Annotated in this window: 26 protein-coding genes; 12 read left to right on the forward strand and 14 right to left on the reverse strand. The window is 36.9% G+C overall.

Annotation, left to right across the window (positions count from 1 at the left end):
* Positions 1–25: 25 nt before the first annotated feature.
* The gene (locus LB076_RS08585; protein ID WP_066331394.1) at positions 26–685 is read right to left on the reverse strand and encodes a YceI family protein; all 660 of its coding nucleotides are present in this window, start codon (positions 683–685) and stop codon (positions 26–28) included.
* 489 nt (positions 686–1,174) lie between these two features.
* Between LB076_RS08585 and dnaK the strand changes: the two genes are divergently transcribed.
* From dnaK to LB076_RS08605, 4 genes are all read left to right on the forward strand, one after another.
* A complete protein-coding gene (dnaK, locus tag LB076_RS08590) occupies positions 1,175–3,058 on the forward strand; it encodes a molecular chaperone DnaK (protein WP_066331391.1) in 1,884 nt (627 codons plus the stop codon).
* 290 nt (positions 3,059–3,348) lie between these two features.
* Positions 3,349–4,419 (forward strand): magnesium/cobalt transporter CorA, encoded by a 1,071-nt coding sequence (gene corA / locus LB076_RS08595; RefSeq protein WP_066331390.1) that lies wholly within the window; start codon positions 3,349–3,351, stop codon positions 4,417–4,419.
* Positions 4,420–4,499: 80 nt separating this feature from the next.
* Positions 4,500–6,593: a phosphate acetyltransferase gene (pta, locus tag LB076_RS08600; RefSeq protein ID WP_066331388.1), complete on the forward strand. Its 2,094-nt coding sequence runs from the start codon at positions 4,500–4,502 to the stop codon at positions 6,591–6,593.
* 108 nt (positions 6,594–6,701) lie between these two features.
* Positions 6,702–7,886: an acetate/propionate family kinase gene (locus LB076_RS08605; RefSeq protein WP_066331387.1), complete on the forward strand. Its 1,185-nt coding sequence runs from the start codon at positions 6,702–6,704 to the stop codon at positions 7,884–7,886.
* Positions 7,887–8,001: 115 nt separating this feature from the next.
* Here the strand turns inward: LB076_RS08605 and LB076_RS08610 are convergent, their stop codons facing one another.
* The 3 genes from LB076_RS08610 to LB076_RS08620 all read right to left on the reverse strand — a co-directional run bounded on the left by LB076_RS08610 (position 8,002) and on the right by LB076_RS08620 (position 10,322).
* Positions 8,002–8,814: a hypothetical protein gene (locus LB076_RS08610; RefSeq protein ID WP_066331384.1), complete on the reverse strand. Its 813-nt coding sequence runs from the start codon at positions 8,812–8,814 to the stop codon at positions 8,002–8,004.
* Positions 8,815–8,858: 44 nt separating this feature from the next.
* Positions 8,859–9,677, reverse strand: coding sequence for a 3-deoxy-8-phosphooctulonate synthase (kdsA, locus tag LB076_RS08615; protein ID WP_066331383.1), 819 nt, complete (start codon positions 9,675–9,677; stop codon positions 8,859–8,861).
* 168 nt (positions 9,678–9,845) lie between these two features.
* Complete coding sequence (locus tag LB076_RS08620) at positions 9,846–10,322, reverse strand: 2-dehydro-3-deoxyphosphooctonate aldolase (protein WP_066331788.1); 477 nt, start codon at positions 10,320–10,322, stop codon at positions 9,846–9,848.
* 146 nt (positions 10,323–10,468) lie between these two features.
* On the opposite strand from LB076_RS08620, the gene LB076_RS08625 reads away from it, so the two are divergent.
* Together LB076_RS08625 and LB076_RS08630 are read left to right on the forward strand one after the other, a co-directional pair.
* Positions 10,469–11,026, forward strand: a complete 558-nt coding sequence (locus tag LB076_RS08625) for a YeeE/YedE family protein (protein ID WP_066331382.1) — start codon at positions 10,469–10,471, stop codon at positions 11,024–11,026.
* Between the two features lie 4 nt (positions 11,027–11,030).
* Entirely contained in the window at positions 11,031–11,444 is a 414-nt protein-coding gene (locus tag LB076_RS08630) for a DUF6691 family protein (RefSeq protein ID WP_066331381.1), read from the forward strand.
* A gap of 47 nt (positions 11,445–11,491) precedes the next feature.
* Here LB076_RS08630 and LB076_RS08635 read toward each other — a convergent pair whose 3' ends face one another.
* The 8 genes from LB076_RS08635 to LB076_RS08670 all read right to left on the reverse strand — a co-directional run bounded on the left by LB076_RS08635 (position 11,492) and on the right by LB076_RS08670 (position 17,843).
* The gene (locus LB076_RS08635; RefSeq protein WP_066331375.1) at positions 11,492–12,157 is read right to left on the reverse strand and encodes a lysoplasmalogenase; all 666 of its coding nucleotides are present in this window, start codon (positions 12,155–12,157) and stop codon (positions 11,492–11,494) included.
* Between the two features lie 149 nt (positions 12,158–12,306).
* Positions 12,307–12,582 (reverse strand): ATP-dependent Clp protease adaptor ClpS, encoded by a 276-nt coding sequence (locus LB076_RS08640; protein ID WP_066331785.1) that lies wholly within the window; start codon positions 12,580–12,582, stop codon positions 12,307–12,309.
* A 41-nt stretch (positions 12,583–12,623) separates the two neighbouring features.
* A complete protein-coding gene (prmA, locus tag LB076_RS08645; RefSeq protein WP_066331783.1) occupies positions 12,624–13,484 on the reverse strand; it encodes a 50S ribosomal protein L11 methyltransferase in 861 nt (286 codons plus the stop codon).
* 110 nt (positions 13,485–13,594) lie between these two features.
* Complete coding sequence (tpiA, locus tag LB076_RS08650; protein ID WP_066331373.1) at positions 13,595–14,347, reverse strand: triose-phosphate isomerase; 753 nt, start codon at positions 14,345–14,347, stop codon at positions 13,595–13,597.
* Positions 14,348–14,388: 41 nt separating this feature from the next.
* Entirely contained in the window at positions 14,389–14,889 is a 501-nt protein-coding gene (locus LB076_RS08655; RefSeq protein WP_066331780.1) for a TlpA family protein disulfide reductase, read from the reverse strand.
* A 138-nt stretch (positions 14,890–15,027) separates the two neighbouring features.
* Positions 15,028–16,104, reverse strand: a complete 1,077-nt coding sequence (locus LB076_RS08660; protein WP_066331368.1) for an ABC transporter permease — start codon at positions 16,102–16,104, stop codon at positions 15,028–15,030.
* Between the two features lie 82 nt (positions 16,105–16,186).
* Complete coding sequence (locus LB076_RS08665; RefSeq protein ID WP_066331366.1) at positions 16,187–17,287, reverse strand: BT_3928 family protein; 1,101 nt, start codon at positions 17,285–17,287, stop codon at positions 16,187–16,189.
* A gap of 13 nt (positions 17,288–17,300) precedes the next feature.
* Positions 17,301–17,843: a DUF1599 domain-containing protein gene (locus LB076_RS08670; protein ID WP_066331365.1), complete on the reverse strand. Its 543-nt coding sequence runs from the start codon at positions 17,841–17,843 to the stop codon at positions 17,301–17,303.
* Between the two features lie 153 nt (positions 17,844–17,996).
* Between LB076_RS08670 and folP the strand changes: the two genes are divergently transcribed.
* Positions 17,997–18,821 (forward strand): dihydropteroate synthase, encoded by an 825-nt coding sequence (folP, locus tag LB076_RS08675; protein WP_066331364.1) that lies wholly within the window; start codon positions 17,997–17,999, stop codon positions 18,819–18,821.
* 2 nt (positions 18,822–18,823) lie between these two features.
* Entirely contained in the window at positions 18,824–19,453 is a 630-nt protein-coding gene (locus tag LB076_RS08680) for a hypothetical protein (RefSeq protein ID WP_066331361.1), read from the forward strand.
* Positions 19,454–19,456: 3 nt separating this feature from the next.
* Here the strand turns inward: LB076_RS08680 and rlmH are convergent, their stop codons facing one another.
* Complete coding sequence (rlmH, locus tag LB076_RS08685) at positions 19,457–19,930, reverse strand: 23S rRNA (pseudouridine(1915)-N(3))-methyltransferase RlmH (protein WP_066331353.1); 474 nt, start codon at positions 19,928–19,930, stop codon at positions 19,457–19,459.
* A 370-nt stretch (positions 19,931–20,300) separates the two neighbouring features.
* On the opposite strand from rlmH, the gene nadC reads away from it, so the two are divergent.
* From nadC to priA, 4 genes are all read left to right on the forward strand, one after another.
* Complete coding sequence (nadC, locus tag LB076_RS08690; RefSeq protein ID WP_066331345.1) at positions 20,301–21,158, forward strand: carboxylating nicotinate-nucleotide diphosphorylase; 858 nt, start codon at positions 20,301–20,303, stop codon at positions 21,156–21,158.
* Between the two features lie 150 nt (positions 21,159–21,308).
* Positions 21,309–22,241 carry a YihY/virulence factor BrkB family protein gene (locus tag LB076_RS08695; RefSeq protein WP_066331342.1) on the forward strand — a complete coding sequence of 311 codons (933 nt, stop codon included), beginning with the start codon at positions 21,309–21,311 and terminating at the stop codon, positions 22,239–22,241.
* A gap of 121 nt (positions 22,242–22,362) precedes the next feature.
* The gene (locus tag LB076_RS08700; protein ID WP_066331339.1) at positions 22,363–22,788 is read left to right on the forward strand and encodes a DUF2147 domain-containing protein; all 426 of its coding nucleotides are present in this window, start codon (positions 22,363–22,365) and stop codon (positions 22,786–22,788) included.
* A 58-nt stretch (positions 22,789–22,846) separates the two neighbouring features.
* Entirely contained in the window at positions 22,847–25,300 is a 2,454-nt protein-coding gene (gene priA / locus LB076_RS08705) for a replication restart helicase PriA (protein WP_066331337.1), read from the forward strand.
* On the opposite strand, the gene LB076_RS08710 is transcribed toward priA, so the two are convergent.
* On the reverse strand, positions 25,297–25,992 hold the full coding sequence (locus LB076_RS08710) for a LytR/AlgR family response regulator transcription factor (protein WP_066331333.1): 696 nt from the start codon (positions 25,990–25,992) through the stop codon (positions 25,297–25,299). The genes priA and LB076_RS08710 overlap by 4 nt on opposite strands.
* Positions 25,993–26,154: the final 162 nt, after the last annotated feature.

The raw sequence follows: 26,154 nt of genomic DNA on the forward strand, positions 1-26,154 counted from the left end.
TAATATAGATCCACTGTAATTTTTTCTAATTTTTGTGTAACAAAACCTCGGCATGTAGGGCAACTTCGTTCCATGTTTTGCTAACGCCATCTTTGCCGGTATGCAAGGCTAGGCAGGCTTTGTTGATGGCGGCTACGGCGGCTAGAGCATCCCAGTTTTCTAAATGCATTATGCCATCAAAGCTTAATTTGGTGTCTGTATTTGCGGTGTATTTTAGAGGGATGTTGGCTGTTTTTCCGTTTAGGGTTACGTCAATGGAGCATTGGTTGTTGTCTGCTACTTTGAATACTCCTGAGATGAGTTGGGTGTTTTTCATGGTTCCAAAAAAGAATTTTAGGATTTTTGGATCGCGTGTTCCTGAGGCGTCGTTGGTATATAGACTCTTTACGGGAATGCTAAATTGGGTGCCGTGGAGTGCCTCTAGTGCTGTTTTTGCTTGTTTGGTGTTGGTGAGGTTTATTTTTTGAAAGCTGCCTTTTACGGCTACTTTGTCGGTGGTTTTGTAGGCGGTAAAGTTTACGGTGGTTGCGCTGTCTATAATTTGGTAGCTGTTGGCTGTGTTGGTTTCGGGTTGGGTGGTTGTTGTGGCTGCTGGGGTTGGTTCTGGGGTGTTTTTGGGGGTTTCTTTGCAGCTAATTGCGGTAAGGGTTAGTAGGCTTAGGGCAAGGTGTTTTAGGTTTTTCATGGTGTTTGTGGGTTTTAGTGTTTGGAGGTAAAATTAAGGATATTTTGTGGGAGATTAGTATTTTGGTGCTTGTTTATGGGGGTAATTTAATGTTAAATCCTACGTAATATTGTGTTAAGATATGTAGGCTTTGTATGGGGTTTGGTGTTTTGTGATTACTTTTAGGGTATTTTTAGGTTTTGTTTTGGGTGTTGGTGGGGTTTTAGCCCAGATAGTAGCGGCATCCTTTGGGTTCTTTCTTTAAGAACCTAAAGATATAGCGGATAGCTGGAATTGCTCCTGAAAAGTAAAGAAGGATTGCTGTAACTGACACTTTTGGGACGGGATGAATAGCAATGACAGGGAGCTGAAAATGTCATCTTGGCAGTTTGTTTTGCCACAGAAGTATAAAAACTGACAATTGATATATGGGTTTTGTGTTGGCACAAAGATTGCTTTATAGTCTGCAAGTAATTAAAACAAGTATACATTAAATTAAATATATTAAAAATGGGTAAAATAATCGGAATTGATTTAGGTACGACAAACTCTTGTGTTTCTGTAATGGAAGGTAATGAAGCAGTTGTTATTCCTAATGCAGAAGGAAAAAGAACTACACCATCTATCATCGCTTTTGTTGAAGGTGGAGAAATTAAAGTAGGAGATCCTGCAAAAAGACAAGCGGTAACAAATCCTACTAAAACAATTGCTTCTATTAAACGTTTTATGGGACAAGGTTTTGGTGAGGTTTCGGCTGAAGCAAAAAGAGTTTCGTACAAAATTGTAAAAGGGGACAACAATACGCCACGTGTGGATATTGATGGTCGTTTATACACTGCACAAGAATTGTCTGCAATGACGCTTCAAAAAATGAAAAAAACGGCCGAAGACTATTTAGGTCAAACCGTGACAGAAGCCGTTATTACGGTTCCTGCTTATTTTAATGATGCACAACGTCAGGCTACTAAAGAGGCTGGTGAAATTGCTGGTCTTAAAGTAATGCGTATCATCAATGAGCCAACTGCTGCGGCACTTGCTTATGGATTGGACAAAAAAGGAACGGATCAAAAAATCGCTGTTTATGATTTAGGTGGGGGTACTTTTGATATTTCTGTTTTGGAATTAGGAGACGGTGTTTTTGAGGTTTTATCTACAAATGGAGATACTCACTTAGGTGGAGATGATTTTGACCACGAAATTATTGACTGGTTAGCGGATGCATTTAAAGAAGAAGAAGGTATTGACTTGCGTTTAGACCCAATGTCTTTACAACGTTTGAAAGAAGCTGCTGAGAAAGCAAAGATTGAATTGTCTTCTTCTACAGAAACTGAAATCAACTTGCCTTACGTAACTGCTACAGCTTCTGGGCCTAAGCACTTAGTTAAAAAATTATCTAGAGCGCAGTTTGAAAAATTAACAGATTCTTTAGTGAAACGTTCTATGGCACCAGTTGCTAGAGCGCTTAAAGATGCTGGTTTATCTGTTTCGGATATTGACGAAGTTATCTTGGTTGGTGGATCTACACGTATGCCAAAAATTGCTGAAGAAGTTGAAAAATTCTTTGGTAAAAAAGCGTCTAAAGGAGTTAATCCTGATGAGGTTGTTGCTATTGGAGCAGCTATCCAAGGTGGGGTTCTTTCTGGAGATGTAAAAGATGTATTGTTACTAGATGTAACGCCATTATCTTTAGGTATTGAAACTATGGGTGGTGTAATGACTACTTTAATTGAGTCTAACACAACTATACCTACCAAAAAATCGCAAGTTTTCTCAACTGCTGCAGATTCTCAACCAACGGTTGAATTACATGTATTGCAAGGAGCTAGAGCAATGGCTGCGGATAACAAAACTATTGGTCGTTTTAACTTAGATGGTATTCCACCAGCACCAAGAGGAGTTCCACAAATTGAAGTAACGTTTGATATTGATGCCAATGGTATCATCAAGGTATCGGCTACAGATAAAGGAACTGGAAAATCTCACGATATCCGTATTGAGGCTTCTTCTGGATTAACATCTGAAGAAATTGAAAAAATGAAGCAAGATGCAGAAGCTAATGCTGAATCGGACAAAATTGCAAGATCTAGAGCAGAGAAATTAAACGAAGCGGATGGAATGATCTTTCAAACGGAAACGCAATTGAAAGAAATTGGAGATAAATTAGCGGATGATCATAAAGTTGCTGTAGAATATGCATTGACTGAATTGAGAATGGCACACCAATCTCAAGATCTTACTGCTATCCAAACGGCACTTGATAACATCAACGCTGCTTGGAAAACTGCTACCGAAGCGATGTACGCACAAGGAGAGCAAGGTCAAGCTGCTGCAGAGCCACAAGCTGCTGCAGAAACAGATAATGTTCAAGATGTAGATTACGAAGAAGTAAAATAATTAGGCACCCGCAAGCGCACAACCAGTAAATGTTACTGGTTTGCCTTTGCAGCTACAACGAGAAGCTACGGCTGCTCTGTATACTAAATTTTAAAACCGTTCCTGTGTTTAGGAACGGTTTTTTTTTGGGAGTATACCCATAAATATGATTTTTCTCATAGAAAACAAAAGTAGCTTGTGTTAGTTTTGTTGGCTAGTATCAAAGTATATAAAATAGTATTGCTATTGTGTTAAGACGCAATGCCAACCTAAAAGTTTTTTGTAATATTACGGTATATAATAATTTTTGGATGAGAAAGATTACGTTTAAAAAAAACAGTAAAACCCACGGCAGTCCCTTAGAGTATACAGGCAAACACAAAAAGTTTGAATCCCAAATGCAGTTGTTTGTCTATGATGATCTTCAGGTTACGGAATACGAAGATTTAGAAATAGAAGCCCTAAAGAAATGTGTTGTAAATGGCAAAACCAATTGGCTTAATTTGCATGGGTTGAACGAAATAGAAATTATTGAGGGTATAGGCCATTTTTTTAAAATAGATACTTTTATCCTTTCGGATATTTTAAACACCACCAGAAGGACCAAGTTAGAAGAATCTTCTCAAAATCTATTTTTTAACATCAAATCGTTATTGCCCACCGAAAAATCAGATAATATAAGTGTAGAGCAAATTAGTTTTTTGATCCAAGATGGGGTTTTAATATCCTTTCAGGAAAAGCGATCCGATTTTTTTGCACACATCCGAACCCGCATTCGCAACCATACCGGGATGGTGAGACTCAAAAAAGCAGATTTTTTGTTGTATTTGCTTTTGGATGCCGTTATGGAAAATTTTTATATCACCATTGAGAATGAAGAGGATAAGGTGGAAGAATTGATTACAATTTCTAAGAATAGTGCCGACCCAGAGATATTAATTAGGATTGAAAAACATCGAGATAACTTTAATTTTTTGAAACGATCCATTATTCCGCTCCGAGATTCTTTATTTGCCATCAAAAGTTTGCAAGAAGACGAAGATTTTGGCCTAATTGAACACGAAACCTTTAGCTATTTTTCGAGATTGCATCAAAAAACATTAGAACTATTGGAACAAATAGACTCCGATATGGGAATGTTAGAGAGTGCTTCCAATTTTTTCTTTTCGTCCCAATCTCATAAGATGAATGAAATTATGAAAACCCTTACTATTGTATCGGCAATATTTATTCCGCTTACTTTTATAGTAGGAGTTTATGGAATGAATTTTGAGCACATGCCAGAGTTGAAATATCCATACGGCTACCACACCGTTATAGCAGTAATGGTTTTTATAGGTATTATTATGATTTTTTATTTTAAAAAAAGAAAATGGTTCTAAAAAGCCAATAAAACACCTACTAAAACCCAAAAAATCCAAACACCACTTTTATATAAAATCATTTCAAAAAACATAAAATAATGAACAAAGCCATATACATAGCAACCTCAGAACACAATAGCGGGAAATCAATTATTACCCTTGGTTTGATGCGAATGTTAATTGGAAAAACGGCCAAAGTAGGTTATTTTAGGCCTATTATTGAAGATTTTGAACACGGAAAGTTAGACAACCATATTGAAACCGTAATTTCTCATTTTAAGCTAGATATTGCCTTTGAAGATGCTTTTGCAATTACCAAAAGCAAACTAATCAAGAAAAAAAACCAGGGGAAAATAGGGGAGGTATTAGATCTAATTATTGAAAAATACAAACGCCTAGAAGAACAATTTGACTTTGTATTGGTCGAAGGCACCAGCTTTAGCGGCGAAGGCACTGTTATAGAACTAGACATGAATGTTTTGATTGCCAAAAATCTTGGTATTCCAACCCTAATTGTAGGATCTGGAGCAGGCAAAACCCTCGATGAGGTAGTGGATAGTTTGTATCTGGCCTATAATTCCTTCCGAGAGAAAGAGGTAGAGGTGCTGGCTGTTATTGCCAATAAAGTATTAGAAAAAAATATTGCAGTGGTGGCCAATGGTCTAAAAGCCAGTTTGCCAAAAGAAATTTTGGTTACTGCTATTCCTATCATTTCAAGTCTAAATAATCCTACGATAAAAGAAATTGTAGACGTATTGGATGCTAATGTTCTATTTGGAAAAGAATTTTTGAACAACGATATAGGGAGTTTTAGTGTTGGTGCTATGCAATTGCGTAACTATTTAGTACACCTAAAAGAAAACGCCTTAGTTATTACCCCAGGAGATCGAGCAGACATTATATTAGGTGCTTTGCAAGCCAATGAATCGGCCAATTATCCTACCATTTCAGGAATTATTTTAACCGGAAACATACTGCCCGAAGAAAGTATTTTAAAATTAATTGAAGGCTTAACAAGCGTTGTGCCTATCCTAGCTGTAGAAGGAGGTACTTATGGCATAACCAACAAAATAGGCAATATTAAGTCCAAAATATATGCAGACAATACCCACAAAATAGAAACCTCAATCCATACCTTTGAAAAATATGTAGATATTGATCGTTTATCCCATAAATTAAGCGCTTTCGAAGCCGAAGGCATTACGCCCAAAATGTTTCAATATAATTTAGTCAAAAGAGCCAAAAAACACCGCAAACACATTGTTTTGCCAGAGGGTAATGACGAGCGCATCCTCCTTGCAGCCTCCCGACTATTGGCTATGGATGTGGTCGATATGACTCTGATTGGTAACCAAAAAGACATAGAAAATAAGGTTGCAGAGTTAGGTATTGCTTTTGATTTTTCAAAAATAAAAATTACCAATCCTATAGCATCTGCCAAATACCAAGATTATGCCAATACGTACTACGAATTGCGTAAAAACAAAAATGTAACCATCGCAATGGCACGAGATCTAATCGAAGATGTTTCTTACTTTGGTACCATGATGGTCTACAAAGGCGATGCAGACGGAATGGTTTCGGGGGCGGCGCACACTACCCAACATACCATTTTGCCAGCATTACAATTTATTAAAACCAAACCCAACTCTAGTGTGGTTTCGTCTGTGTTTTTTATGTGTTTAGAAGACCGAGTATCCGTATTTGGAGACTGTGCCATAAATCCGAATCCAACTGCAGAACAACTAGCCGAAATTGCTATTTCTTCTGCCGATTCGAGCAAAGCCTTTGGTATAGAACCCAAAATTGCTATGCTATCGTATTCCTCGGGATCTTCTGGCAAAGGGGATGAGGTCGAAAAAGTAAGAAAAGCCACTGAGATAGTCCGACTAAAACGTCCGGATCTAAAAATTGAAGGCCCAATACAATATGATGCAGCCGTAGATATGGAAATAGGCCAAAGCAAAATGCCAAACTCCGAAGTAGCCGGACAAGCAACAGTCCTTATTTTTCCGGATCTAAACACCGGAAACAATACCTACAAAGCCGTACAAAGAGAAACCGGAGCCTTAGCCATAGGACCCATGCTACAAGGTTTAAACAAACCCGTGAATGATTTAAGTAGAGGCTGTACCGTAGATGATATTATAAATACAGTAGTAATTACTGCCATACAAGCCCAAGGGTTATAAAAAAAAATCTTTTTAGAATCTTTCGGGTTCGTCTAAAAATAAACCAAAGTACGCCATAAACCCTCTCCATATAACCGAGTAGGTTAGGGAGCATAAAATACTGATACAATGAAAATAGTTATCCTAAATTCAGGAAGTTCGTCTATTAAATACCAATTAATAGCAATGCCTAGTCAAGAAGTAATTTGTAGCGGTATGATTGACAGAATAGGCCTTGAAACCTCCAATCTAACCTATCAAACCTCTACAACCAATCTCGAAGAAACCCTACCCATTGCTAACCATAAAATCGGTTTAGAAAAAATTGCACAACTACTCCGAGATCCAAATATTGGAGTAATCCAATCTACCCAAGAAATCAACGCCGTAGGACATAGAGTAGTCCATGGTGGGGCGAGTTTTTCGGACACAGTCCTTATTGATCAAGGAGTCAAAGATAAAATTAAAGAACTTTTTGCATTAGCGCCATTACACAATCCGGCCCATTTATTAGGTATTACTGTTGCTCAAGAAATTTTTGCAACAGCAAAACAAGTAGCCGTGTTTGATACTGCATTTCATCAAACCATTCCAGAAATAGCCCATAAATTTGCCATACCCAATTCTTTTTTGACCCAAAACAAAATACGTATGTATGGATTTCATGGCACCAGCCACAAATACGTATCCGAAAAAGCAATGGCATATTTGCCCCAAAAAGCTAAAATTATCAGTATTCATTTAGGCAATGGCTGTAGTATAACCGCCATTAAAGACGGAAAAAGCATAGACCACAGCATGGGATTTTCGCCTGCTAATGGATTAATAATGGGAACCAGAAGTGGAGACATAGACCACTCTCTTATCTTTTATTTAATAGACACTCTAGGATATAGCAGTCAACAAGTAAATACCTTGTTACTCAAAGAAAGCGGTATGTTAGGGCTAACCGGTTTTAGTGATTTGAGAGAAATAGAATCTCAGGCAGCACAAGGAAATGAAGACTGCCAATTGGCATTAGCCATGAACGCCTACCGTATCAAAAAACACATCGGATCTTATGTTGCAGTTCTCAATGGTCTTGATGCTCTAGTGTTTACGGCAGGTATAGGAGAAAACTCCTCGTATATCCGCAACTTGGTATGCACCGATATGGATTATTTTGGTATAGAGCTGGATACCTCCAAAAACCAAATTCGTTCTAAAGAAATTAGAGAAATCAACACCGCTACCTCCAAAACCAAAATTCTGGTAATCCCTACCAACGAAGAACTGGAAATAGCCAATCAAGTTTATGAACTCCTAACAAGCTAAGCACAATACCTTGCGCAAACAAAATCAGTATAGCTTGTTCTAACAGCCAAAAGAGGCGGTTTTTAATACCTAAAAACCGCCTCTTTTGTAGTTGTTTATTCCTTTCCGAAGCAACTTATAGCCTAAAAATACCTCCAAAAGCAATTATCCTTTGAAAAAAGAAAAAATCTTGCGAAGCGCTATCTTCACTACTTTGCGTAGTACGGATGTCCTGCATGTTGATGTATCCACCTTTTAATTCGGCCTGAACATAAAAATATTTAAAAAACGTAACATTTAGACCCGCCTTTATAGAGGCACCAAAACCCGAAACATGAAAATCATCGTGTCGATCCTTACTTAATACCTTGGCATTTGTCTTAGGGTACAACAATCCCATTCCAACACCTTCGGTTAGGTTTACCTGAATTTTATCGGTGTTATGTATCCTAAAAAAAGCCGAAACATCATCGTGTCTTGAAAATTCAGTATTTACATAATTCAAACCATCGGTATGCTCAAAGGTCAAAAAATCCCGAGTTAACAAAACCTGGTTTGGATCCCCAACTACGGTTTCATTATAGGTACCTTTATTGGGGTATTGCCCATTATAATTTACCGTTTGCTCTTGCGTCATCACATATTTCATATGGTCCACTCCCACAGCAATACTGTAATGGTCGTCGATAAAATATCCCATTCTAAAATTAGTTTGCGGAATAGTCATTCTTGCAGGATTAATATAATCTACATGCCATCCTTTGGGTTTGTCATGCGCAGCCACATTATTTAGAGTAAAAGAATAATCCGCCCCCTTAAATGTAATGTCCGATTTAGAATAATTTTCTCGATTGCCTCCCCAAGACACAAAAAACTTCCCCTTGTTATGAGCCGTGAATGCCTCTGGAGCCACCTTTTGATCTTGAGCAGTGGCATCATATAACCCCATCAGGGCAAAAAATGCAGCGTATACAAATATTTTTTTCAAAACAATTAAAAGGTATTAATAGTTTGTCTAATAGCAACCAATTTAGTCATCAAAGCCTCAAAATAGTCCAAATGCAACATATTAGCACCATCACTCTTTGCGTTTGCAGGATCAAAATGTGTTTCGATAAAAATACCATCCACACCTACAGCAATCCCAGCCTTTGCAATGGTTTCAATCCTATCTGGTCTACCACCCGTAACACCAGCAGTTTGGTTGGGTTGTTGCAAAGAATGCGTAACATCCAGCACCGTTGTAGCATATTCTTGCATAGTTGGAATACCTCTAAAATCAACAATCATGTCTTGGTATCCAAACATAGTTCCACGATCCGTGACCATAATATTTTGGTTATTGCAATCCAAAACCTTTTGAACGGCATGCTTCATGCTCTCAGGGCTCATAAACTGTCCTTTCTTCAAGTTGACCACCTTTCCGGTAGTAGCTGCAGCCACCACCAAATCGGTTTGGCGCACCAAAAACGCAGGAATTTGCAAAACATCCACATACGCCGCCGCCATAGCAGCATCTTCATTAGTATGGATATCCGTAACCGTAGGCACACCAAAGCTTTTAGAAACCTTTTCAATAATCTTTAACGCTTTTTCGTCTCCAATACCCGAAAAACTATCAATCCTAGATCGATTGGCTTTTTTAAACGAACCTTTAAACACAAACGGAATAGCCAATTTATCCGTAATTCCCACTAATTTTTCGGCAATTCGCATAGCCATATCCTCCCCTTCAATAGCGCAAGGCCCAGCCAATACAAAGAAATTGCCACTATCGGTATGTTTAATTTGAGGTATTTGTTGTATATTCATAAGAGTTTATTTTAAGCTGTAAAGGTAACCATGATTTGCCGTTTAGCCGTAACCCAAAGCCCCTTTTTTGCATACATTAACAGTTCTATTTTGGAGCTATTTCCTGCTATACGCTTGTATCTTCTTGTTTTTAAAGAAAAAACAAGAAGGATACCGCTGCTATCAGGGCTAATGCGCAGCAGCCGAAGCCTCTTTTTTTAGACCAAACCCCACAGGAACCGCCAAAATTCCTTTTTCATAAATATTCATGTACAACACAACAGGCGTTTTTAATCCCTGCCATTCAATTTGATACACATCCAGTAAGCCAACGCCCAGATCACTTCTTTTGGTAGGAAACGGACAACAGCTCTCTAGCTTCTTGAAAACAATTTTTTCGCCCTTAGGTCCCGTCAAAGCATTCAAAAAACGCTGTTGGTTAATGGTATCGTTTTGTGTGCTATAATAAAAAATATTGATAGGATACGCTTTATCATAACCATATTTTTTATCCGTACTGTATTGCGTAATCACAAACGTATTAGCAGCAGAGAGACTCGGAATAGGAGCATCGTCAACTACATTTTTTAAAGTAGATTTACTACCCCCACACGAAGCTAGTCCCAATACAACTAGCAAACAGCTATAAAACCATCTATTTTTCATAATCAATATTTTAGTAAAAAAAGACCCAAAAAGCACCACAAATATAAGCAGCACCACAAAAGTAGGCATAGTTGCCATAAAAAAAGCACAGCAATCGTAGAAATGAGAATTTTAGAATGCCTATTTTTGTCACAAATAAATAAATTATGACTATTTTTTTTCAAACATGGCCTTGGTATCTTTCTGGCTTTATTATTGGTTTAATAATGCTTTGTTTGACCTATTTTGGCAAGTATTTTGGTATGTCGTCTAATTTACGCACCATGTGTTCCATGGCAGGTTTAGGCAAGCGCGTATCTTTTTTTGATTTTGACTGGAAAGCACAACGCTGGAACCTAGCAGTTGTTCTAGGAGCCATGCTAGGAGGATTTGTAGCCGTTACTTTTATGAGTGCTCCCTCCAATGTAGCCATTAACCCCAAAACCATTGCCCAATTGGCCGCCTTAAATATTGATGCTCCCAACGGCAAATTGGTTCCAGAAAGCCTCTTTGGAATGCACGTATTCCAATCTCCAAGCGCAATAGCATTATTGCTCCTAGGAGGACTATTGATCGGTTTTGGAACCAGATATGCTGGCGGTTGTACCTCAGGACATGCCATCTCCGGACTAAGTAATTTACAACTCCCGTCCCTAAAAGCCGTTGTTGGCTTTTTTATAGGAGGATTAATTATGACGCATCTTATTTTTCCTTTAATTTTTTAAGATTATGAAAGTAGTAAAATATATACTAATAGGTTTTATTTTCGGAATTGTCCTAACCAAGTCCGAAGCAATATCTTGGTACCGCATATACGAGATGTTTCAGTTTCAGTCTTTTCATATGTACGGCATCCTATTTACCGCAGTACTCACCGGAGTCATTGGGGTTCAAATAATAAAAAAATACCAGATACCAGACGCCAAGGGTATGCCAATTGTAATTGCCGACAAAGAACCGGGTACTACAAAATATGTACTAGGAGGTATTTTATTTGGATTAGGCTGGGCATTGGTAGGTGCGTGTCCTGGACCCATTTATATTTTGTTAGGAGCAGGTTTTTGGAGTGTAGGCGTGGTGTTGTTGGGCGCTTTATTGGGTACATATTTATACGGTGTTTTTAAAGACAAGTTACCGCATTAATAGCCTTTTTATACCCCTAAAAAACCTTTTTTGGGAGCAAAAAAACACTATTTTTGAGCATGCAATTTCAAAATGCCTATCACAATTAAGTATTGCGCCACTAAATAAGTGGTCATAATCAAAAAAGAAGAAGACACAATTGGATTACAAAATTTATTAAATCCAAGCATGCTATCCGAACAGACAAAAAATACAGCTCCCACTAAAACATAGTAATTGACAGGTTTTGGCCAAGTCAAAAACCCTTTAAAGGCAAACAATAACATCGTAGCAATACCTAAAGCATATACAAATACCGCTAGGGTCAAATTTCCTAAATTAGGAAACAAAATAGCAAAGAATACGAGTAGGTAAGTTATAATTACGGTAATCCCAATCCAGTAACGTGCCTTATGTGGATTTTGTTTTATGGACTGGTTAAACAACACAATGTAAAACAGATGCGAAACCAAGAAAGCCAATAAACCAAAAATAAAATAATATGCTTCAAGATCTGCAAAAAGCAGCAAGCAATCTCCTATCCACGAAAAAAAAAGTGCCGCAAGAAGCATTTTTTTGGATTTAAAGCCCCCACTAAAATAAACCCCAGCAAATAACAAGGGCATCAAAATAGGCTTCATAACTGCAGCAACAAGCGGCAAGTCTAAAAAAACTATCAAAAGATAGATGCTACTAAAGGCAAGGTAAAATGGCATTATTGGTGTGGTTTTCATAATGATTTTTAGGGGTGTCTAAATACTTTAAAAACGCCAAACACTAAGTCATGGCAAGGGGGTGTTTTACCAAAAAAGCGTTCTAATAAATTCTAGTACAGAATAAATTAGAACGCCTAATTGGTTTGTGTAATTAACTCTAAATTTAATTAGATTATTTCAGCACTAATGCCTGCTTCCAGCAATTGAGAACATTGTGGTTTTAGTTTGTTCAATGGGCCCGTTTTTACAGTACATTTTCCATTATAATGCACAATTAAAGAACATTGTTCTGCTTGTTCTGGTGTGTGCTCACAAACACGAATTAAGGTTTCAATTACATGATCAAAAGTGTTTACGTCATCATTATAAACAATGATTTCGTTGTTTAAGGTAGGCACTTCTTTGCGATGGACTTTTTCTCTTACTTTTTCTTTAGTACTCATTTTTTTGTACGTTTTGATTTCGTAAATATTTAATTTAGCTACTAATTTACGTATTTTAAAGAAACCCAATTGTTTCTTTCTAATTTTTTAACAAAAGTCAGCCCTTTTTCTACACAACAAGCATCAATAAACGGAATATCTTCTTGATAAAAACCACTTAATAATAAAATTCCTTTTGGGTTTAAGCTTGCTACATAACTTTGCATGTCATTCAATAAAATATTTCTGTTGATGTTTGCAATAATCAAATCGTATTTTTTGTCTTCTAACAAAGCAGCTTCTCCTTCATAGACCGTTATGTGCTTGCAGTTGTTGCGCTGGGCATTTTCTACAGAGTTTAAATAGCACCAGTTGTCAATATCTATGGCGTCAATGGGTTGTGCGCCTTTCATTTCTGCCAAAATAGCCAATATGGCGGTACCGCAACCCATATCAAGCGTTTTTAATCCGTTAAGGTCTAATGCTAATAAATGTTGGATCATCATGTGTGTTGTTTCATGGTGTCCGGTTCCAAAACTCATTTTAGGCTCAATTATAATATCAAATGCAGCAGTTGTTTTGGGATGAAAAGGTGCGCGTACATGGCATTTGCCATCTACATCAATTGGTTCAAAATTCTTTTCCCATTCTTCATTCCAATTTACTTGTTCAATCTCTTCAAAGGTATATTCTATTTTAAATTCGGCCGATTTTAAAATCTGGATGCTATCCAAAATTAGGGTATCCCAGAGTTCTTTTTGTACAAAAGCATCTATTCCGGTTTCTGTTTCAGTAAAGCTCTCAAAGGCAGTTTCGCCTAATTCTGCAATTAGTATTTCTGCACCCAATTGTCTTGCTTGTGCGTTATCTTCTGCGTTTTTTGGCTCTATAGTAAAGTGGTATCCTATATAAATATTTGACATGGTGGTTTTTTTTTGCAAAGGTACTGTTTCTGCGTTATGGACAATTATAAAAATAGTAAAAGCGGTAAAATAGCTTTATTTTACCGCTTTGGTACTCTAATTTAGGGTATTTAGATTGCATTTATGATGGCTAAAAAATCGGCTGCATTCAAAGCAGCTCCACCAATAAGCCCGCCATCTACATCTGGTTTGGAGAAAATTTCGGAGGCGTTTTCGGGCTTTACGCTTCCGCCGTAAAGTATGCTTACATCTTCGGCAATTGTAGCACCAAAGTTTTTACGAATAATCTCTCTAATAAACCCATGCATTTCTTGTGCTTGTTCTGCAGAGGCTGTTTCGCCGGTACCAATTGCCCATACTGGCTCATAGGCCAAAATAATGTTTTTCCAGGCAGCGTCTTCTATATGAAACAAACCGTCATGCAATTGGTTTTGTACAACGTTAAAATGTTGTTGCTTTTGTCGGTCTTTTAATTCTTCTCCAAAACAAAAAATCACCTTCATTTCATGCGCTAGTGCAGTGCTTACTTTGTTGGCAATCAATGCATCTGTTTCATGAAACAGGGCTCTTCGTTCCGAATGTCCTAATATTACGATCTTTACGCCAATATTGGTGAGCATTTCGGCCGAAATTTCGCCAGTAAAAGCACCACTTTCTGCTTGATGCATGTTTTGGGCAGCAACATCTATGGATATAAACTCTAAATGATCCACTGCAGATGCCAAATTTACAAATGTAGGTGCTACAATTACCTGAGTGTCAGACTCTGTAGGTATTTCGGCAATTAACTCATTAAGTAAATCTTCTGTTTGTTCTGCATTTTTGTGCATTTTCCAGTTTCCAGCTACTATTTTTTGTCTCATTTTAGTTCTTTTAAGGGTACTGTTTTACTTGTTATTTGGGGTTATTTTAAGCTTGTTAGGGTAGTTTTTATGGTATCAAAATCCGTTTCGACAGCATGATACAGAACAATTTTGCCTGTTTTATCAACAATAATGTATCTCGGGATCCAGTCTAAATCTATAGCATCTGCAAACACGCCTTGCATTTGATCGTTTGCCATAAAATGTGCCCCTTTTAGAGCGTATTTTTCAAGGCCAATTTCCCAAGCTTGTGCGGTTTTGTCCATAGAGATAAAAACGTATTCCACCTCTGGATTGCTCTCTTGCAAGGCTTTGATTTTTGGCATTGCTTTGACACAATCGCCGCACCAAGATGCCCAAACTTCTATAAGTACTGTTTTGCCTTGGTGTTGTTTTAAAATATCTTGAAAAGCTACTTGTTCTCCTTGCGGATTTAGTAAAGTTTCGGATAAGGCTTCTTGACTGAAAGAAGTTTTTTCTGTATTTGGTTTTATGCAAGATAGGGTCAGTAATGCAAGTAGTAAAGTGAGTCGTTTTTTCATTTTCATTTTGTTTTAAACAAAGTTAAACAAACCTTTGGAATGGTTTTCAGGAATTAGTTGTTTTAATTACGATAACCAACAATTTCAAGCAAGGGAACTATGGATAAACTGTTTTATTGGGTTAGAATTTTGCAGCTATTACGAGATTCTAATTTTAGGGTCTAAATAAGCATAAATGAGGTCTACTAGTATGTTGATTATTACAAAAGTGGTCGAAATAACCAGTACGGCGCCCATAATAACCGGTAGGTCTAAGTTGTTTAGGGCTTCCACAATTTCTTTGCCTAAACCATTCCATCCAAAAATATACTCTACAAAAACTGCTCCAGCAAGCATGGAAGCAAACCAGCCTGAAATAGCTGTAATTACAGGGTTTAAAGAGTTTTTTAAGGCATGTTTACGAATGATTTGAAATTCAGACAATCCTTTAGCCCGGGCAGTTCTGATATAATCTTGCCCCAGGGTTTCTAACAAAGAATTTCGCATTAATTGAATTACTACCGCCAACGGACGAATACCTAATACAATAGCCGGCAAAAGAATGTTTTTCCATTGTAGGTAACTTCCGTTGCCCAAGTCATCCACTTCATACAAACTACCAGTCATGTTAAGGTGGGTGTATTTTTGCAAAACAAACCCAAAGAGCCAAGCAAATAATATGGCACTAAAAAAAGAAGGAACACTCATCCCTAAAGTACTCAAGAGTGCAATACTGCGATCGATCCAACTGTCTTTGTGTAGGGCAGACACAATGCCTAAAATAATCCCAATTGCAATGGCAATCACAATGGCAAAAAGTGCCAAAACAGCTGTGCTGGGCAGGGTGTTTCCAATAATTTGAGATACTTTTTTGCCGCTTTTTTGAAAACTCTCGCGCAAATAAGGCATTTTGATTACAGTGGTTGTTTCTGCTGTACTAAATAGAGGAATTGCGGTATATTTTTGTTCACTCAAATAAGTGTAGTCCGTGTGGAGGTTGCTATGAAAAGAAATAGGAGATACGTCATTTAAATAATATACGTATTGGGTGGTTAGGGGTTTATCAAAACCATATTTTTTTTTGATTAAGGCAAGTTGTTCGGAGTTTTCATTTTGATCTAACATCATTCTGGCTGGATCACCCGGCAGAACATGAAATAAAAAAAAGATAACCGTAATCACACCATAGAGCGTAAGCAGTGCATAGCCTAGTTTATTTAAAAAGTATGTAAGCATTTTTAGTGGGGTATAATAGTGTCAGAAAGCCTTAGAAAGCCTTAGAAGGAATTAGAACGAAGGCTTTCTGGACTAGGGTAAATTACCATTTCAGATCCGAAATGTCATTATAATGTACTTTTTGTATAATGGTGCCTTTTTGGAGCACAATAATACTTGGATTGGCTCTTTCAATTGTTTTTAGCGTAATGGCATCACAGGTGTAGTAGTCAAAATCTAAATGGTATTTTTCTTTGGCTTTGGTAATTTCTTCTTGGGAAGAATTGGTCATTCCAATCATTTTATAGCCTTTGGATACCGCTACTTTATTTAGTTTTTGGAGTGCAGACATCCCTGCTTGGTCCGCCAGAGTCAAGTCATAACTTACTGCTAGTAGTACTTTCGGCTCCTGTAACAATTCGTCTTTATAGTCTGTGTTTTCTTTGATCATCGTAAAATCATGAATAGGTGGGACGTAACCCTCGCTAATTACATGGTCTTTTCGGTCTACAAAAGTAGCTCCTTCTGGCAGATCCATTAAATCGGCTTCTTTGAATGGCGTATCTACCCCATTTACGTTATAAATAAATACCATTTCAACCACAGATTGTGGCGCACCTTCTGGAATTTGCATTCCTTGAGTAATATTAGTACCCACACTATAGGGTCTAAAATCTATAATTGGCAAATGATTTAATACCCAAACAGCCAACAACATACATACAACAATGCTGGCATAGGTTAGCATTTTAGATACTGCGGTGTTAAAGAACGGTTTTACTAGCGAAACGTTACATGCTAGTATTAAAATAAAAAACAACAATACCATATCTTTAGTAAATGATTGCCAAGGGGTTAGTTTTAGAGCATCTCCAAAACAGCCGCAATCTTTAACTACATCAAAATAGGCAGAATAAAAGGTCAAAAAGCTAAACAATACAATCATTACCAACAAGCTCCAAATGGTTATTTTGGACTTGTAACCAAGGAGTAAGAGTACCCCCAAAACTACCTCTAGGAGCACCAAAAACAACGCTAAACCTAACGAAAATGGCACCAAAAAAAGCAGATTAAATACCGGTTCACTAAAATATTCGGCCAATTTATACGAAAATCCTACGGGATCATTTAGTTTAATCAGCCCAGAAATAATAAATAATAATCCTACAAATATTCTCGAAAATTGAGTGATGGCATTTTTCATATCCTAAATATATTTAATTGTTAGAACCCATTAATAGTAATGCAAAAATAGCATAATTAATCATATCTTGGTAATTGGCATCAATACCTTCAGACACTACTGTTTTACCGTTATTGTTTTCTATTTGCTTGACACGCAATAGTTTTTGTAAAATTAAATCCGTCAAGGAGCTTACTCTCATTTCGCGCCAAGCCTCCCCATAATCATGGTTTTTTGCCTCCATCAATGTTTTGGTGATTTTTACCTTGGCATCATATAGAGTTGTGGCTTGTTCGGTGTTTAAATCAGGTTGTTCCACCACGCCTAGTTCAAGCTGAATCAAAGCCATGAGTGCATAATTGATGATTCCTATAAACTCTCCTTTTTCATCTTCATCAATTTTTCGGACATCATTTTCTTGTAAACTACGGATGCGTTGGGCTTTAATAAAAATTTGATCCGTTAGAGAGGGTAGTCTTAAAATGCGCCACGCGCTACCATAATCTTGCATTTTATTAATAAATAAAGAACGACACAGGGTGATTATTGTATCGTATTCTTGAGAAGTATTTGCCATTATATTAGGAGTTGTTTTGGTATAAAATTTGCTCAAAAATAGGGATAATTTTAAAAAAAAATACGGTTTGTGGTCTAAAGTTATCTTAATACCTTTGTTTGCCCTTATCTGCTGTATTTTTGCTTAGATAGGGATTCAAAAAACCAAAAACCAATGACAATAAATTGTAAAGGCCAATTGATTGATTTAAGCGTTCCTAAAGTTATGGGAATTTTAAACGTGACACCGGATTCTTTTTTTGATGGCGGAAGTTATAGCAACCAAAAAGCTGTTTTAGATCAGGTAGAAAAAATGCTAACAGAGGGAGCTACCTTTATAGATGTTGGAGCCTGTTCTAGCAAGCCCAATGCGGCTCTAGTTACCCAATCAGAAGAACTACAGCGTATCGTAGCTGTAGTACAGTGGATACAAAAGTATTTTCCGGAGGTTATTCTCTCTATAGATACCTACAGAGCCAGTGTTGCCGCCACTTGTTTGGATCATGGTGCGGCTATGATTAACGATATTGGAGCAGGACATCTGGATGACGGCATGCTAGAGGTGGTTGCAAAATACCAAGTGCCCTACGTTATGATGCACCTGCGTGGCACCCCACAAACCATGCAACAACACACCAACTACCAAGACATTGTAAAAGAAATGGTGTTGTATTTTGCAGAGCGTATACACAAAGCCAGAAGCTTAGGTATTTCGGATTTAATTGTAGATCCTGGATTTGGATTTGCCAAAAACCTGGACCAAAATTATGAAGTATTGCAAAAAATGGAGCTGTTCCAAACCCTTGAAGTGCCTATTTTAGTAGGTTTTTCCAGAAAATCCATGATTCAGAAAGTATTGGGAGTTACTGCCCAAGAAGCCTTAAATGGCACCACGGTTTTGAACACCTTGGCTCTTACCAAAGGGGCGTGTATTTTGCGAGTTCATGACGTTAAAGCAGCAACAGAATGTATAAAATTGTACCATCAACTAAATAAATAATAATGAAGTATAGTATTTTAATAGCGGTTTTGTTTTTATTTTCTTGCAACAATAAAGAAACCATCTTATTGCCAAAGGCCAATGTTAGTGTGGTGGCGGATGTACAAGACCATTCTCCAATTTACCTTTTTTTTAGAACCAAAAACCAAGATACGCTAACCGAAGTAAACCGAAAAAACAGCATCATCACTACAAATTGGATCCTAAATATTGACAAACGCTTGCCTTTGCGTGTTGTGATTCCGGAGGTAATTAAATTACAAGAAAAAAAGCGAAAAGAAAAAGCGCACAAAAACGAAAAGGCTGAGAATTATTATGCCTACGCAGATAGCATTGCCAAAAATATGGCCTTTTTTCCTTTTACAAAAGTGTATTATAAAATGCAAAAACCAGCACAAGATGGGCTTGTGATTTATTTCAAAAAAAATTCAGATTCTGTCTCTATAGCTAATACAACCTTAAAAGTAAACCAAGTTGTAGACTATATCCACCAAAAAAATGGTGTACTTGCCCCTAAAGTGGTTTTGGCTTTTGATAAAAACATGTGTTTTGAACAATACATCCAACACAAAATAGCAGTTAGAGCACTAACAGAATCTAAGAATGTTGTTTGGTCCGAATATGTTTTTTAAACCTTATTGGTGGTGGTAGGGTTCGTTTTTTAGAATAGTAAACCCTCTGTATACTTGTTCTATAAAAAACAAACGAACCATTTGGTGCGAAAACGTCATGGAGGAGAGCGAGATTTTGCCTTTTGCCTTAGCGTAGACCGCATCAGAGAAACCATAAGGGCCACCAATGACAAAAACTAGGGTTTTGATACCAGAGTTCATTTTTTTTTGTAATTCTTCCGAAAAAGCCACACTAGAGAATTTTTTGCCGTTTTCATCCAACAAAACAAGTTGGTCTGTAGGGGTGATTTTGGATAAAATTAGTTCTCCTTCTTTCTCTTTTTGTTGGTTTTCAGAAAGATTTTTGACATTTTTGATATCCGGAATACTTTCTAAATCAAATTTAACATAAAAAGAAAGCCTTTTGGTGTATTCTTCTATTAAGGATTGTAAGGCTTTGTGATCTGTTTTGCCAATAGCGAGAAGTTTAATATTCATTAGTAGGGTGGTTTTTAAAACAAAAAATAGCTTTAGCTGAACCGAGTCAAAGGTCTTACAAATGGCAACGATTTTATAATTAGAGTGCGCAAAATACCTTCTTTTGCTTAAAGCAGCGCAAATATACTAGATTTAAAACAGTAGATGCTGCAATTTGTTGCTTAAAGCGATAGTCTAGGTAGAGTCCAAGTCGGTTTTGTTCTGTAAAACAGCATCTTGGAGGCCATACTTTTTTTAGGCTTCCAATTCTAACAAAAGAGTACTAGCCGCGCAAAGCAAAGCCCAATACGCATCTGCTAAAAGGCACTAAAAAACAAATTTTTATGTCCACAAAAAAAGAAGTACTTTAGCAGTATAAAATTTGTACAAAATGATTAGTCAACAACAATTGGAGCAAGAATTACAACTATTAATTGCAAATGCCATACGCGAAGATGTAGGAGATGGAGACCATAGTTCTTTAGCCTGCATTCCGGCTACAGCACAAGGAAAAGCCAAGCTTTTAGTCAAAGACAATGGCATTATAGCTGGAGTAGCTTTTGCCAAAATGATTTTTGACTATGTGGATCCAAGTTTGGTTCTCGAAACGTTTATTGCAGATGGTAGCCCAGTGAAGCATGGCGATGTTGTTTTTCATGTATCGGGTAGTTCGCAATCTATTTTAAAAGCAGAACGCATGGTTTTAAACTCCATGCAACGCATGTCTGCCATTGCCACCAAAACCAATAGTTATGTAAAATTGCTAGAAGGAACCCAAACCAAAATATTGGACACACGCAAAACAACACCAGGTTTTAGAGTTGCCGAAAAATGGGCCGTAAAAATAGGCGGAGGCGAAAACCACCGTTTTGCACTCTATGATATGGTGATGCTCAAAGACAACCATATTGATTTTGCCGGAGGTATTGGCTTGGCTATAGCCAAAACAAAAGCCTATCTTAAAGACACGAACAAAGACTTGAAAATTATAGTTGAAGCCAGAGACCTAGACGAAGTAAAACAAATACTTCAAGCAGGAGGCGTGTACCGCATTTTGTTAGACAACTTTGATTACCAAACGACCAAACAAGCCGTCCAATTAATAGCAAATCAATGCCTAACAGAATCTTCTGGAAACATCAATGAAGATACCCTACGCCATTATGCAGACTGTGGCGTTAATTACATTTCGTCCGGAGCCTTAACACACTCTATCTACAATATGGATCTGAGTTTAAAGGCCATATAAACTATTTGGCAAGGTTTTGGTTGCATAAATTCTGGTATTCCAAATTTGGATATAGGTAATTTGTGACACCAACTTATTTTTTTAATTTTTATAAAAAAAAACATAAAGTCCCTTTTTTGCAGCCGCAATTCAAACCAAAACGTATCGTTGATGTCTACAGAAATTGAACAAAAAATAGATAAAATACCCGTATTGAGGAATATTATCTCTGCTCTAAAAAAAATAAAACTTCCTTGGCTAGAAGGACTAACCCTCTATGATTTATTAGAATTGTATGGTCTAGGCATTGCCGAAGGAGCCTTGTCCAATAGAGCAGGAGCAATTGCTTTTAGTTTTTTTATGGCATTATTTCCTTTTGCATTATTTATTTTAAATTTAATTCCGTATATTCCCATAGAAGGATTTCAGGATGATTTTTTAAAATTTGTAGAAAACGGCGTACCTCCCAATACCTTTTATGCCATATCCAACATTGTAAATGATATTTTGCATAACAGCCATTCGGGATTGTTATCTTGGGGTTTTTTGCTATCTATTTTTTTGATGGCAAACGGATTGAATGCCATTTTGGGAGGCTTTGAAAACTCCAGACATATAGTAGCAAAAAGAGGTTTTTTGAGACAATATTTAGTAGCCCTAGGCATCTCGGTACTACTATCTATATTATTAATTGTGACCGTTGCAACCATTGTAGTATTTGAAATTTTTATACAAAAATTAACCGCAAGAGAGTTTCTAAGCGAAAAAATACCCTTAATGGTATTGGGGCGTTACCTGTTTTTGATCGTAATGATACTGGTTACTACCTCTATACTATTTAAATTTGGAACCAAACAAGTCAGGCGTAGGTCTTTTATTTCAATAGGCTCTGTTTTTACCACCCTATTTACGATCATAACGTCCTATTTTTTTGGAATATGGGTCGTCCGATTTTCAAAATACAATGAGCTATACGGTTCTATTGGAACCCTACTAATAGTCATGTTTTACATCTGGATCAATTGCATGATTCTTTTACTGGGATTTGAACTTAATTTGGCTATAAATCAATTAAAAAACAAAAAGATAACCCGCTTAAAATAAGAATAATAACTAATTTTATAGTAAGTTTGATAAAAATCAGGAGCTAATTCCTGCTGTACGCTGTATCCACGCCCCAAAAAGCGTGGGATGCCGCTTCCATCAGGGCTAAAAAAACCACATTATGAAAAAACGAATCACCACCCTTGTTTTAGTATTTGTAACCACGATTTTCTATTCTCAAGAAGTAATCGGAAAATGGAAAACAATAGACGACCAAACCGGAAAAGCAAAATCCATAGTAGAGATTTATGAAAAATCAGGTAAAATTTACGGAAAAGTAGTAGAAATACTAGATGCCTCCCACGCCAAAGATTTATGCCAAAATTGCCCAGGAGAAGATGCTAAAAAACCAATCTTGGGATTAAATGTAATCAAAGGTCTGTCCAAAGATGGCACAGAATACAACTCCGGAGAAATCATAGATCCCAAAACGGGCAAAATATACAAATGTTTGATAGAATTAGAACAAAAAGACAAGCTAAAAGTACGTGGTTATATAGGCTTTGCTCTAATGGGAAGAACACAGTATTGGTATCGGGTCAAATAAACCAGTATTTTTGTAACCCAATAAACCAGTATTCTAACCCCAATAGTATCCCCAATAAATGCATTTTTTTGTAGAAGTAATACTGCCGCTCTCTCTTGCTAAAACCTTTACCTATAGCGTTTCGGAGGCAGAGTATCATTTTATCCAACAAGGGATGCGTATCTCGGTCCCTTTTGGTAAAACCAAAATATATACCGCACTGGCTGTTGCAACACACCAAAATAGCCCCACGTTATATGATGCCAAAGAAATCCACGAAATACTGGATCATACTCCTATTGTAACCCCAATTCAAATAACACATTGGCAATGGATTGCAAGTTATTATATGTGTGCCATTGGAGATGTCTATCGGGGCGCCATGCCTAGTGGATTGCTGTTGGAGAGCGAGACAATTATTTCTAAAAAAACCACTAGCAGTACCGATACAAGCACCTTGTCCGACGAAGAATTTTTGATCTATGAAGCCCTAGAACTACAATCTTCATTAAAAGTGCAGGATATTATTGCAATACTGAACAAAAAAAACATATTTCCAACCATTCAAAAATTACTAGACAAAAACATAATAAGCCTTCAAGAAGAAACCCAAGAAACCTACAAGCCCAAATTAGTACGTTACATAAGGTTGCACCCACAATATAACTCGGATCAAGGATTAAGTGCGCTTTTGGAAGTTTTAAAAAAGGCAAACAAACAAAAGGAACTGGTTTTGAATTATTTTCAGTTGCAGGCATCCTACAAAAAACCCATTTCGGTCAAAAAATTAATCGAAACAGCGCAATCCTCTTCGGCAGTTGTCAAAACACTGATTGACAAAGCAGTTTTTGAAGACTATCTAATCCAAGAAGATAGAGTAGATTTTAGTAAAAACCTAACCCAGAAAGACTTGGTTTTGAGCCCAGCCCAACAAAAGGGATTGGAAGAAATAAAAACAGAATTTGCTCAAAAAGAAGTCTGTTTATTGCACGGAGTTACCGCAAGTGGCAAGACAGAAGTGTATATTCAACTCATAGAAGAATATCTTGCAATGCATAAACAAGTGCTTTTTTTGTTGCCAGAAATAGCCTTAACTACCCAGCTAGTATCTCGACTTAGTGCTTATTTTGGCAATAGAATAGCAGTTTTTCATTCCAAATACAACAACAACGAGCGTGTTGAAGTCTGGAGGAACGTTTTACAAAATTCAGACAAAGCCCAGATTGTTATTGGTGCTAGATCTGCATTGTTTTTGCCGTTTTCCAATTTGGGATTTATAATTGTAGATGAAGAGCACGAGCAAACCTTTAAACAAACGGATCCAGCACCACGTTATCATGCCCGAGATACCGCCATTGTGCTTGCAAATTTTCATAAAGCAAAAGTACTATTGGGATCAGCCACCCCCAGTATCGAAACCTATTTTAATGCCACTACGACTAAGTTTGGATTAGTAGAAATCAAAGAGCGTTATGGTAAGGTTAGTATGCCAGAAATTGCCTTGGTGGATCTTAAAGATAAGTATTTTAGAAAAAAAATGACAGGGCATTTTAGTGATACCTTAATAGAGGCTATTACTGCTGCTACAACACTAGGTGAACAAGTGATTTTATTTCAAAACAGGAGAGGATACGCTCCTTTATTAGAGTGCATGACCTGTGGACACGTGCCCCAATGCCAACAATGTGATGTCAGCCTAACGTATCACAAACATAAAAATCAGTTGCGCTGCCATTATTGTGGCTATGCAATAGCCAAACCGACCCATTGCCATGCTTGTTCTAGTATAGAATTAACCACCAAAGGTTTTGGAACCGAGCAAATACAACAAGAGTTGGAACAACTTTTTCCGGATAGCAAAACCGGAAGGATGGATCAAGATACTACACGAGGTAAATTTGGTTTTGAAAAAATTATAAACAGTTTTAAAAATAAAGAAATAGACATTCTGGTAGGCACACAAATGTTGGCCAAAGGATTGGATTTTGACAACGTGAGTTTGGTAGGGATAATGAACGCCGATAATATGCTGTATCATCCTGATTTTAGAGCCTTTGAGAGGAGTTTTCAGATGATGACACAGGTTTCTGGCAGATCCGGAAGATCCCAAAAACAAGGTAAAGTAATCATCCAGACCTATAATCCAGACCACAATACGATACAGCAAGTCACGGTTAATAATTATGCCGGAATGTATAAAGAACAATTGTATGATAGACAAATCTATAAATACCCGCCTTATTTTAGAATTATTAAAATAACCTTAAAGCATCGGGATTACGAAAAATTAAAACAAGGAGCAATGTGGTTGTATCAAGTAATGCATACCAATCTGAATATACCTGTTTTGGGTCCAGAAGAACCAGGAATTAATAGAATTAGAAACGAATACATCCGTACCATAATTGTAAAAATACCGCAGAGTTCTTCTCTAGGAGGAGTAAAAAAAATAATGCAAAAAATGTTGCAAAGTTTTGACGCTGTTGCGCCATACCGAGCTATAAAAGTGAGTGTAAACGTAGATTTTTATTAATCCAAAGACAGGGCTTTTACCAAATCTTCTTTTTTATTTCGGCTCAAAGGGATTTTAGTGGCTCCAATTTCGGCAAATTTACTATTAAAGCGTTCTATTTTATCAATATTTATAATATAGGATTTATGAACCCGTACAAATTTCTTTTTAGACAAATCATTTTCAAAAGCTTTCATGGTAGAGAGCACTAAATTGCTGTCGTCTTCTGTAACCACTCTAACATAATCTCCAAAGGCTTCAATCCACTTTATTTTTGCCGTAAATATTTTAAGTTTTTTGAGATTGCTTTTTATAAAAATATGTTCTCCCTCGTCCTCTTTGGTGTCTGTTTTGAGTAGATACAAATCGATAGCTCTTTTGACTGAGGCATTAAAACGATCTAGCACAATTGGTTTTTGAAGGTAGTCTGTAGCGTCATAATCAAAGGCTTTCATGGCATATTCTGCCTTCGAAGTAACAAATATAATTTGTGGCTTTATTTTTAAACCATCTAAAAAAACAAACCCATTGATCACAGGCATTTCAATATCCAAAAATATTAAATCTACGTCGTTGGTGGTCAGGCAACTCTTTGCTTCAATAGCATTAGAGAAATTACCTACTAAGTGTAAATTAGTATGATTCGTAACTAACTTTGCTATGAGCATTCTTTGTATAGAACTATCATCTACAACAACACAATTTAGTTTCATAAAAGGCAATTATTTTTTAGTTGCGTAAATTTATATTAATTTTTTAAAACCCTAGTATTTATTAGCGTGTTTTTTGCTTTTAAACGATTATTGTCAAAAAAAACTTGTTTGATAGAAAAAAAACCCTACTTTTGCACCCAAATTAACAATAAAATAAATTTT

It is taken from the genome of Flavobacterium crassostreae, from assembly GCF_001831475.1.
GTDB classification, from domain to species: domain Bacteria; phylum Bacteroidota; class Bacteroidia; order Flavobacteriales; family Flavobacteriaceae; genus Flavobacterium; species Flavobacterium crassostreae.

What these genes read in the sequence shown, in the direction of transcription:
- LB076_RS08625 (WP_066331382.1), top strand. Translation starts at nt 10,469, where the DNA reads ATGACTATTTTTTTTCAAACATGGCCTTGGTATCTTTCTGGCTTTATT.
- LB076_RS08680 (WP_066331361.1), top strand. Translation starts at nt 18,824, where the DNA reads ATGAAGTATAGTATTTTAATAGCGGTTTTGTTTTTATTTTCTTGCAAC.
- LB076_RS08620 (WP_066331788.1), bottom strand. Translation starts at nt 10,322, where the DNA reads ATGAAAAATAGATGGTTTTATAGCTGTTTGCTAGTTGTATTGGGACTA.
- LB076_RS08660 (WP_066331368.1), bottom strand. Translation starts at nt 16,104, where the DNA reads ATGCTTACATACTTTTTAAATAAACTAGGCTATGCACTGCTTACGCTC.
- LB076_RS08610 (WP_066331384.1), bottom strand. Translation starts at nt 8,814, where the DNA reads ATGGGGTTATATGATGCCACTGCTCAAGATCAAAAGGTGGCTCCAGAG.
- priA (WP_066331337.1), top strand. Translation starts at nt 22,847, where the DNA reads ATGCATTTTTTTGTAGAAGTAATACTGCCGCTCTCTCTTGCTAAAACC.
- LB076_RS08585 (WP_066331394.1), bottom strand. Translation starts at nt 685, where the DNA reads ATGAAAAACCTAAAACACCTTGCCCTAAGCCTACTAACCCTTACCGCA.
- tpiA (WP_066331373.1), bottom strand. Translation starts at nt 14,347, where the DNA reads ATGAGACAAAAAATAGTAGCTGGAAACTGGAAAATGCACAAAAATGCA.
- rlmH (WP_066331353.1), bottom strand. Translation starts at nt 19,930, where the DNA reads ATGAATATTAAACTTCTCGCTATTGGCAAAACAGATCACAAAGCCTTA.
- LB076_RS08670 (WP_066331365.1), bottom strand. Translation starts at nt 17,843, where the DNA reads ATGGCAAATACTTCTCAAGAATACGATACAATAATCACCCTGTGTCGT.
- prmA (WP_066331783.1), bottom strand. Translation starts at nt 13,484, where the DNA reads ATGTCAAATATTTATATAGGATACCACTTTACTATAGAGCCAAAAAAC.
- LB076_RS08605 (WP_066331387.1), top strand. Translation starts at nt 6,702, where the DNA reads ATGAAAATAGTTATCCTAAATTCAGGAAGTTCGTCTATTAAATACCAA.
- LB076_RS08630 (WP_066331381.1), top strand. Translation starts at nt 11,031, where the DNA reads ATGAAAGTAGTAAAATATATACTAATAGGTTTTATTTTCGGAATTGTC.
- LB076_RS08635 (WP_066331375.1), bottom strand. Translation starts at nt 12,157, where the DNA reads ATGAAAACCACACCAATAATGCCATTTTACCTTGCCTTTAGTAGCATC.
- dnaK (WP_066331391.1), top strand. Translation starts at nt 1,175, where the DNA reads ATGGGTAAAATAATCGGAATTGATTTAGGTACGACAAACTCTTGTGTT.
- LB076_RS08695 (WP_066331342.1), top strand. Translation starts at nt 21,309, where the DNA reads ATGTCTACAGAAATTGAACAAAAAATAGATAAAATACCCGTATTGAGG.
- LB076_RS08700 (WP_066331339.1), top strand. Translation starts at nt 22,363, where the DNA reads ATGAAAAAACGAATCACCACCCTTGTTTTAGTATTTGTAACCACGATT.
- LB076_RS08640 (WP_066331785.1), bottom strand. Translation starts at nt 12,582, where the DNA reads ATGAGTACTAAAGAAAAAGTAAGAGAAAAAGTCCATCGCAAAGAAGTG.
- LB076_RS08665 (WP_066331366.1), bottom strand. Translation starts at nt 17,287, where the DNA reads ATGAAAAATGCCATCACTCAATTTTCGAGAATATTTGTAGGATTATTA.
- corA (WP_066331390.1), top strand. Translation starts at nt 3,349, where the DNA reads ATGAGAAAGATTACGTTTAAAAAAAACAGTAAAACCCACGGCAGTCCC.
- nadC (WP_066331345.1), top strand. Translation starts at nt 20,301, where the DNA reads ATGATTAGTCAACAACAATTGGAGCAAGAATTACAACTATTAATTGCA.
- LB076_RS08710 (WP_066331333.1), bottom strand. Translation starts at nt 25,992, where the DNA reads ATGAAACTAAATTGTGTTGTTGTAGATGATAGTTCTATACAAAGAATG.
- pta (WP_066331388.1), top strand. Translation starts at nt 4,500, where the DNA reads ATGAACAAAGCCATATACATAGCAACCTCAGAACACAATAGCGGGAAA.
- folP (WP_066331364.1), top strand. Translation starts at nt 17,997, where the DNA reads ATGACAATAAATTGTAAAGGCCAATTGATTGATTTAAGCGTTCCTAAA.
- LB076_RS08655 (WP_066331780.1), bottom strand. Translation starts at nt 14,889, where the DNA reads ATGAAAAAACGACTCACTTTACTACTTGCATTACTGACCCTATCTTGC.
- kdsA (WP_066331383.1), bottom strand. Translation starts at nt 9,677, where the DNA reads ATGAATATACAACAAATACCTCAAATTAAACATACCGATAGTGGCAAT.